At 74.2% G+C, this 7,475-nt stretch carries 3 protein-coding genes; all 3 read left to right on the forward strand.

Annotation, left to right across the window (positions count from 1 at the left end; all coding sequences use genetic code 11):
• On the forward strand, positions 1 to 5,013 hold a 5,013-nt coding region (locus AC2CJA_RS21425; protein WP_484604305.1), incomplete at its 5' end, for a thioester reductase domain-containing protein.
• Positions 5,014 to 5,263: 250 nt separating this feature from the next.
• Positions 5,264 to 6,700 carry a flavin monoamine oxidase family protein gene (locus AC2CJA_RS21430; RefSeq protein ID WP_484604306.1) on the forward strand — a complete coding sequence of 479 codons (1,437 nt, stop codon included), beginning with the start codon at positions 5,264 to 5,266 and terminating at the stop codon, positions 6,698 to 6,700.
• A 107-nt stretch (positions 6,701 to 6,807) separates the two neighbouring features.
• On the forward strand, positions 6,808 to 7,422 hold the full coding sequence (locus AC2CJA_RS21435; protein WP_484604307.1) for a TetR/AcrR family transcriptional regulator: 615 nt from the start codon (positions 6,808 to 6,810) through the stop codon (positions 7,420 to 7,422).
• The last annotated feature ends 53 nt before the right edge of the window (positions 7,423 to 7,475 follow it).

Below are 7,475 nucleotides of genomic sequence, written 5' to 3' on the forward strand. Positions count from 1 at the left end.
GACCCCGCCCCGCACGCCGGCGCCGGCCGCGACACCGGCCCGGCCCGCGCCCTGGACATCGCCCACTCCCTCGCCACCACCCGCACCGCCCACGACCACCGGGCCGCGATCGTCGGCTCCTCGCACGCGGACCTCGTCGCCGGGCTGACCGCGCTGGCCGCCGGCGAGCGGGCCCCGCACCTCTTGCGGGACACCCGTCGGCACGGCGCGGTCGCCTGCGTGTTCACGGGGCAGGGTGCGCAGCGCGTCGGCATGGGACAGGAGCTGTACGACGCCTTCCCGGCCTACGCCCGTGCCTTCGACGAGGTCGCCGCCGCGCTCGACCCGCACTTCGGCGAACCGGTTGCCTCGGTGATCCGCACCGGCCACGGCCTGTCGGACACGGTCCGCGCCCAGCCGGCCCTCTTCGCGGTCGAAGTGGCCCTGTACCGGCTGCTGGAGTCCTTCGGTTCACGGCCCGCGCTGCTCGCCGGGCACTCCGTCGGCGAGCTGGCCGCCGCCCACGTCGCCGGCGTCCTCGACCTCGCGGACGCCGCCGCACTGGTCGCCGCCCGGGCCCGGCTGATGCAGTCCGCGCCGAGTGGCGGCGTCATGGTCGCGGTACAGGCCGACGAGGCGGAGGTCGCCGAGCTCCTCGCCGGACGTGCGGAGCTGGCGCTCGCCGCGGTCAACGCGCCGTCGGCCGTCGTGATCGCCGGGGACGCGGACGCCGCGGCCGAGGTACGGGCCGTACTGGAGGCACGAGGTCGGCGCACCCGTGCCCTGGACGTCAGCCACGCCTTCCACTCCCCGCACATGGACGGCGTCCTCGACGAGTTCCGCGAGGTCGCCGCCGGGCTGACGTACCACGCGCCCCGCGTCCCCGTGGTCTCCACCCTCACCGGCGAGCCCGCCCGCGCCGAGGACCTGCGCAGCGCCGAGTACTGGACGGCGCAACTGCGCGGCACCGTACGGTACGCCGACGCGGTGCGCGCGCTGCGGGCGCAGGGCGCCGCCACCGTCGTCGAGATCGGCCCGGACGCGGTGCTCGCCCCGCTGGCCGAGCAGGCCGATGACGGCCTGACCGCGGTGCCCCTGCTCCGCGCCGGGCACACCGAGGCGGACACCCTGACGGCGGGTCTGGCCCGGCTGCACAACCGGGGTACGGCGGTGGACTGGGCGGCGTTCTTCGCCGGTACCGGCGCGCGGCGCGTGCCCCTGCCGGCGTACGCCTTCCAGCGCGAGCGCTACTGGGTGGCTCCGCAGGACCAGGGCGGCCAGGACGCGGCCGATCTGGGACTGCGCCCCGGTGGGCACCCGCTGCTCGGCGCCGCCCTGCACCCGGCCGGCGGCGACGAGGTGCTCTTCGCCGGCCGGCTCTCCCCGCACGTCCGGCCGCTGCCCGTGCGGCACACCGTGGCCGGCCGGACGGTGCTGCCGTCGTCGGTGCTCCTGGAGCTGGCGGTCCGCGCCGGGGACGAGGTGGGCTGCACCGCCCTGCACGAGTTGGAGACGGAGGAGCCGCTGGTGCTCCCGGACGGTGCGGGCCTGCAGCTCCAGGTCCGGGTCGGCCCCGCCGGCCCCGACGGCCGCGAGGTGACCGTGCACGCCCGGCCCGACGGCACCGACGTGCCCTGGACCCGCTGTGCCCGGGGCCGCATGGGCGGCGAGCCCTGGGCGCCACCCACCGCTCCCGCAGTGGACAACGGCCCCGCCCGGAGCGCTCCGTGGCCCCCCACCGGCGCCCGGCCACTGCCCGCCGTCCTCCTGCCCGCGCTGCCGGGAGCGGACGGCGCCCGGCCGACCGCGACCGCGTGGCGGCGCGGGGACGATGTCTTCGCCGAGCTGGAGTTGCCCGCCTCGGCGGCGGCCGAGGCCGGGCGGTACGTGCTGCATCCGGCGTTGCTGGACGCCGCCGTGCACGCCGGGTACGCCGCCGCGCGGGGCGCCGAGGAGGCCGTGCCGCGGGCCGTCACCCACTGGCAGGGGGTGCGGTTCCTGGCCCACGGCGCCACGGCCGTACGGGTACGGCTCACCCTGGACGGCGACAGGGTGACCGCCGTCGCGCTGGCGGACCGGGCCGGCCTGCCCGTCGGGGAGGTCGGCTCCCTCACCACGCGGACACCTGCCCCGGAGGAGGTCGCGCAGGCGGCGGTCCGGCCCGCCGACAGCCTGTTCGGCATCGGCTGGACGCCCCTGCCCGCGGCGTCCTCAGCGGGGCCGGCGCGGTGGGCTCTGCTCGGCGGGACAGCGCCCACCGGTACCGGGGCGCCGCGGTTCGCCGACGCGGAGCGGGCCGCGGACGCCGCGGACGCGGTCCCGTGGGACGCGCTGGTGCTGTGGCACCTGCCGCCACGCGCCGCGGACATGGCGGACGTGCACCGTACGACGGGTGAGGTGCTGGAGGCGGTGCAGCGGTATCTCGCCGAGGAGCGGCTGGCGGAGGTCCCGCTGGTCGTCGTGACCCGGAACGCGCTCCGTGTACGGCCCGAGGACGCCTGCGACCCCGGCGCCGCCGCGGTGTGGGGTCTGCTGCGGTCCGCGCAGTCGGAGGCGCCGGGCCGGATCCTCCTGGTCGACACCGGCGACGGCACCGACGCACCGGGCGACCTGCTGCGCACGGTGTGGGCCTGCGGCGAGCCGCAGGCCGCGGTGCGGGCGGGGCAGGTGTACGTGCCCCGGCTGCGGCCCGTCCCGGTCCCCTCGGCCGGCGCCCCGGCCCGGTTCGGCACGGGCACGGTACTGGTCACCGGTGGCACCGGCGCGCTGGGCGCGCTGTTCGCCCGGCATCTGGTCCGTCGGTACGGTGTGCAGGAGTTGCTGCTGGTCAGCCGCCGCGGTGAACAGGCTCCCGGCGCGGGCGAGCTGGCCGCCGAGCTGAAGGAACTCGGCGCCCAGGTCACCATCGCTGCCTGCGACGTCGCCGACCGGGACGAGATGGCGGCACTGCTCGCCGGCATTCCGCTGGAGCACCCGCTCACCGGTGTGATCCACCTGGCCGGCGTCCGCGACGACGGACTGGTCGGGGACCAGACCCGGCAGCGGCTGGCGAACGTGCTGGGACCGAAAGCCGACGCCGCCTGGCACCTCCACGAGCTGACCGTCGATGCCGACCTGGCCGCGTTCGTGCTGTTCTCCTCGGTCGCGGGCGTCGTCGGCGGACCCGGTCAGTCCACCTACGCGGCCGCCAACTCCTTCCTGGACGGCCTCGCCGACCTGCGCGCCGCCCAGGGGCGTCCCGCCACCTCCGTGGCGTGGGGCCTTTGGGAGCAGGAGGGCGGGATGTCCGGCGGACTGAGCGAGACCGACCTGCGGCGCATCGCCCGCAGCGGGTTCCGTCCGGTGACGGAGACGGCCGGTCCCGCCGTCCTCGACGCGGCCCTCGGCGCCGGCCGGCCGACCCTGGTGGCCTCACCGCTGGACCTGGCCGCCGTACGCGAACAAGCGGCACTCGCCCGGACGCGGGCCGTGTGGGACCAGGCGGACGTCCCACCCCTGTTCCGCGAGCTGATCCGTGCCACGATCCGCCGCCCCGCCCGGGACGCCCCGGTGGCCGAACCGCTCGCGGCCCGGCTGGCGGGCCTCGCGCCCGAGGAGCAGCTGCGGCTCGTGAGCGAGGCCGTCAAGGCGGAGGTCGCGGCCGTGCTCGGGCACTCCGGCACCGAGGACATCGCGGCGGAAAGGCCGTTCCAACAGCTGGGGTTCGACTCGCTGACCGCGGTGGAGCTGCGCAACCGGATCGGCGAACTGGCCGGTGTGCGGCTGCCCGCCACCCTGGTCTTCGACCACCCCACCCCCGCCGCGCTCGCCGCTTATCTGCGCGAGGCCCTGACGGCACACGGGACCGCGACCCGACGGGAGCGGGACACACCGGACTTCGCGGCGGAGGCGGTCCTCGCCGAGGACGTGCGCCCGGCCGCCGAGGTGGTCCGCTGCGTCACCGATCCGGAGCAGGTGCTGCTGACCGGGGCGACCGGATTCCTCGGTGCGTTCCTGCTGCGCGAGCTGATGCGCACCACCCGGGCCACCGTGCACTGCCTGGTCCGGGCGGCTGACGAGGACACCGCCCGGGAGCGGCTGCGGCAGAACCTGGAACGGTACGGCGTGTGGGAGGAGGTGGGGCCGGAACGTCTCGCCGTCGTGGTCGGCGACCTCGCGCAGCCCCGGCTGGGCCTGTCCGAGGACGTCTTCGAGGAGCTGGCCGCGACGGTCGACGTGGTGTACCACAACGGTGCCCAGGTGCACTGGCTGCATCCGTACGAGACGCTGCGGGCGGCCAATGTGCGCGGCACCGAGGAGGTGCTGCGGCTGGCCGCGCACCGGCGCAGCGTTCCCGTCCATCACGTGTCCACCGTCGGCGTGTTCGCCGACGCGGCCCCGGACGGACGGCCGCTGCGGGTGACCGATCCGACCGGTCCCGCCGAGCGGCTGCCCAGCGGCTACCTGCAGAGCAAGTGGGTGGCGGAGCAGCTCACCGCCCAGGCGGTCGCGCGCGGTCTGCCGGTTTCCGTGTACCGCGTGGACGTCGTCTCCGGTGACCAGGTCAACGGGGCCTGCCAGACCAGCGACTTCGTGTGGCTGAGCCTGAAGGGCCTGCTCCAGGCGGGCGCGGTGCCCGCGGACGTCGGCGGACGCTTCCACCTGTTGCCGGTGGACTACGTGAGCGCGGCGATCCTGCGTGTGTCGCGCCGCCCGCAGTCCGCCGGCGGCACCTTCCAGCTGTTCAACCCCAGCCCGGTCAGCCTGCGCGAATGCGTGCGCCGACTGCGCGCGCTCGGCTACACCCTGGAGGAGACGGACCGGGAGAGCTGGCGTGCCCGGGTCGAAGCGGACCGCGGCAACGCGATCCTGCCGCTGCTGCACGCCTTCGAGATGATGACCGGGGACACAGACCGGTTCTACCCGCCCATGGACACCGCCGAGACCGACGCCGCCCTGGCCGGCAGCGGCATCGTCTGCCCGGCCGTTGACGAGGAGCTCTTCGCCACGTACGTGCGGTACTTCGTCGACACCGGCCACTTCCCGGCCCCCTGACCCCCACCGGACCACAGCAGCGGCCGGCGCCTCCGCGGCGCCGGCCGCTGCGTCGCGTCCACCGCCGGGCACGGCCGCCGCCGTACCGAAGGGGAGCCGTTCAGTGCCCACCGAGGGCGGAGCCAAACCATCCGATTACCGCGTGGTGACCAGTTTCGGCCACCCATCCGGTTAGCTGGAACTGGCTGAAAAGAACCAGGTCCCGCTCCTCCATAAGCGGTCGTTCCATGTGAAAAGAGAAGGTTCGCCGATGAGTTCACGACCAGTTTCCGCACCTCGGCACGGCGCCATCACGTCGCCGGGACGTCGCCTGTTCCTCAAGGCGGCCGGCGCCACCGCGCTCGCCGGGGCGGTCAGCGCGACGCCCTACACCAGCTCCACCGCCCATGCGACGGGCGGCTCCACATCCGATGTGATCGTGATAGGCGCCGGATACGCCGGCGGCACCGCCGCCCGGGAACTGGCCGAACAGGGGCTGAGGGTGACGGTCCTGGAGGCCCGCAGCCGCATCGGCGGCCGGGTGTGGACCCACACCCTCGCCGGGCAGCGTATCGAGCTCGGCGGCGGCTGGGTGAGCCCCGACCACCACCTGGTCGTCTCCGAGATGCAGCGCTACGGGCTGACCAACGTCGGCGACGTCACGCCCGTCACCTCGCTCATGCCGGCCACCAACGGCTTCCAGGCGATGAACCTGGCGGACGCCAACGCGCACCTGGGCACCCTGTTCGAGCAGTTCTACGAGGGCTCCCGGGAGTACTTCCCCCACCCTCACGACCCGCTGTACCGCGCGGACCTGCTCCAGCAGATCGACCAGCTCTCCTTCACCGACCGCATCGCCCAGCTGTCGATGTCCGATCTGGACAAGAAGTGGCTCGCCGGCTACTTCACCGCCTACACCGGCAACGAGAACAGCCTCCGTGCCATGACGTCCATGGCCCAGTGGTGGGCCCTGGGCGGCTGGAGCATGGAGGGCTGGGGCAGGCAGACCGCCTACAAGCCGGCCGACGGCATGACGGCGCTGCTGCAGAACATGCTGGCCACCCCCGGTATCACCCTCATGCTGTCCTCGCCGGTCACCGCGGTGTCCAGCACCTCGACCGATGTTCAGGTCCAGCTCGTCAGCGGCCAGGTGCTCAAGGCCGACGCCGTGGTGGTGGCGACGCCGGTGAACGTGTGGAGGACCATCGGGTTCAGCCCGGCGCTGCCCAGCACTCACACCGCCGCCACCGCCGAGGGTGTGGGCGTCGCTCTGTCGACCAAGATCTGGATGCATCTGAGCGGCAGCGTGGACGCGGTGTACGCGCAGGGCACCGAGGACTCCCCCCTGCCGCTGATGATCCCGCAACAGGAGCTGCCCGGTGGCGGCCGACTGATGATCGGCTTCGCCGGCTCGTCCCTGGACGTGGCGGACCAGGCGGCGGTGCAGGCGGCCGTGCGCACCTACATACCGGGCGCCACCATCGTCAGCTACCGCGCCCAGCAGTGGGGCGCCGACCGCTATTCCCGCGGCGGCTGGGGCCTGCGGCGTCCGACTCAGCTGCTGCGACAGCTGCCCGCGCTCCAGCAGCCGTACGGCCGTCTGGTCTTCGCGGGCTCCGACATCGCCTCCGGCTGGAACGGCGCCTTCATCGAAGGCGCGGTGGAGACGGGGCTGCGCGCGGCGCGGCAGGTGTCCGCCCTCGTCTGAGCCGTGTCCCCGCGCCTCCCGGCGGCCGGCCGGAACCGACAGCCGGAGCGCTTCCCCGCGCATCCTGCTAAAAATAACGCTCTACTGATACCATTGACGGGGTGAAGATGAAGCCAACGGACGGTATGAGTGGATCGGCAGCCGCCGAGGAGCCGGTGCCCGCGACGCGGGAACGCATCATCCGCGCTGCCTCGCGGCTCATGCAACGGCAGGGCTACGACGGCACGGGCATCAAACAGATCTCGCAGGAGTCCCAGGCCACGCTCGGCTCCGTCTACCACTTCTTCCCCGGTGGCAAACAGGAGCTGGCCCTCGCGGCCATCAGCCGCGGGGACCAGGAATTCGTCGAACTCCTGAGGTCCGCGCTGGCCAGCGACCCCGACCCGGAGAAGGCGGTGATCGTGCTCACCCGGAACCTGGCGGAGAGCCTGCGTGCCTCCGACTGGGCCGACGGCTGCCCGATCACCACCACCGCCCTGGGTACCGCGGGCCGGCTGCCGGACATCCAGGCGGCCGCGGCGGACGCCTTCGCCCGTTGGCGCGGCGTCGTCTTCGACCGGCTCCTGGAATCCGGTATCGGCGAGAGCGACGCCCGCGACCTCGCCCACACGGTGATCAGTACGCTGGAGGGCGCGGAACTGGCCGCCCAGGTCTCCCGCAGCAGCCGACCCCTGGAGGTGGCGGGCCAGCACCTGTCCCGTCTGATCGTTTCCTACCGTTAGGACGACTGTCCTTCGGAACGGCCTCGTCGGCCGGTGCCGCTGCGGCACCGGCC

The organism is Streptomyces sp. ATLC9, assembly GCF_057196705.1.

What these genes read in the sequence shown, in the direction of transcription:
- AC2CJA_RS21430 (WP_484604306.1), top strand. Translation starts at nt 5,264, where the DNA reads ATGAGTTCACGACCAGTTTCCGCACCTCGGCACGGCGCCATCACGTCG.
- AC2CJA_RS21435 (WP_484604307.1), top strand. Translation starts at nt 6,808, where the DNA reads ATGAAGCCAACGGACGGTATGAGTGGATCGGCAGCCGCCGAGGAGCCG.